Source organism: Streptomyces sp. NPDC088794, assembly GCF_044750545.1.
Taxonomy (GTDB): Bacteria; Actinomycetota; Actinomycetes; order Streptomycetales; family Streptomycetaceae; genus Streptomyces.
In genome coordinates, this window is the sequence record NZ_JBIVKB010000046.1 from 1 (window position 1) to 1,369 (window position 1,369).

Sequence of the window (1,369 nt, forward strand, 5' to 3'; positions counted from 1 at the left end):
AGACGTCGTTTCTAATGGTGTGATCGCTCGTTGAGTCGTACATGACGGTTCTGGTGGAGCGGTTGGTGCCGGACGAGTTGTGGACGCTGTTTCGGCGGGTGGTCCCGTCGACGGAGGTCATACGTCCGCAGGGCGGCGGGAGACGGCGGGCGGGTGACCGTGAATGCCTGGCAGCGGTCATCTTCGTGGCCACCTCGGGCTGCACCTGGCGGCAGCTTCCGCCGGTGTTCGGGCCGGCCTGGCCTACCGTCTACCGGCGCTTCGCCCAGTGGAGCCAAGACCGAGTCTGGGCCAGGCTCCACAGAGTCATCCTCGACGAGCTCGGCGCTCGGGGTGAGTTGGACTGGTCGCGGTGCGCGATCGACTCCGTCAGCATCCGAGCCGCAAAAGGGGGCCACTGACCGGACCGAATCCGACCGACCGCGGCAAGCCGGGATCGAAAATCCACCTGCTCTGCGACCGGAACGGACTGCCCCTGTCACTGGGGATCTCCGGTGCCAACATGCATGACAGCCTCGGCCTTGAACTCCTCGTACGCGGGATTCCACCCATCCGATCCCGCCGCGGCCCACGGCGACGAAGGCCGGCGAAACTGCACGCGGACAAGGGCTACGACTACGACCACCTGCGCCGATGGCTCCGCAGGCGCGGCATCCGCCCCCGCATTGCCCGCAAGGGCATCGAGTCGTCACAGCGGCTCGGCCACCACCGATGGGTCGTCGAGAGAACCGTGTCCTGGCTCGCCGGCTGCCGCCGACTCCACCGCCGGTACGAGCGCAAGGCCGAACACTTCCTTGCCTTCGTCGGCATAGCCGCAGCCCTGATCGCCTATCGCAGACTGGCCAGGGAGAAGGCCTGACGATGCTGCCTGTCACACCCGTCCGTCATGCTCTGCGACATGAACGAGGACGTCTTCTGGCAGCTCATCCACGAGTGCAGCCCTTCAACCCCTGACCCTGATGGCCATCAGCTCGCCGCTTCTCTGGCAGCCCGCCTGGCGAAGGGGCCCGTGTTCAACGTGGTCGGCTTCGCCGAGCAGCTCTCCTGGGCGCTTTACAGACTGGACCGTAAGGAATATGGCGATGACCTGTCGGGCGATCAGTTCCTCTACACCCGGGCTGCGGTCGTCGCAGCTGGCCGGGAGGAGTACGAGAGCGTACTTCGGGACCCACAGCGGTTCATGCCTTACGCCAACGACCTCGTCTGGGCCGAGGCACTGCTCTACGTACCCGACAAGGCATACGAGCACCTCACCGGAGACGAGTGGGACCGCAGGACACAGTACAGCTACGAGTCCTACTCCAATCGTGCCGAGTGGACGGACGCATAGACGCCGACGATCCGTTCCTCACCATTAGAAACGACGTCT

Annotated in this window: 2 protein-coding genes; both read left to right on the forward strand. The window is 65.2% G+C overall.

Annotated features, from left to right (window positions below; translation table 11 throughout):
* Positions 1–41 precede the first annotated feature (41 nt).
* Positions 42–859, forward strand: a protein-coding gene (locus ACIP6U_RS48705; RefSeq protein WP_401729996.1) for an IS5 family transposase whose coding sequence is annotated in 2 segments (ribosomal slippage) — positions 42–399 and positions 399–859 — 819 coding nt in all. Because the reading frame shifts where the segments join, the coding sequence is not laid out codon by codon here.
* Between the two features lie 39 nt (positions 860–898).
* Complete coding sequence (locus ACIP6U_RS48710) at positions 899–1,330, forward strand: DUF4240 domain-containing protein (protein WP_401729997.1); 432 nt, start codon at positions 899–901, stop codon at positions 1,328–1,330.
* The last annotated feature ends 39 nt before the right edge of the window (positions 1,331–1,369 follow it).

Coding starts and splice junctions, on each gene's coding strand:
- ACIP6U_RS48710 (WP_401729997.1), top strand. CDS start 899: ATGAACGAGGACGTCTTCTGGCAGCTCATCCACGAGTGCAGCCCTTCA.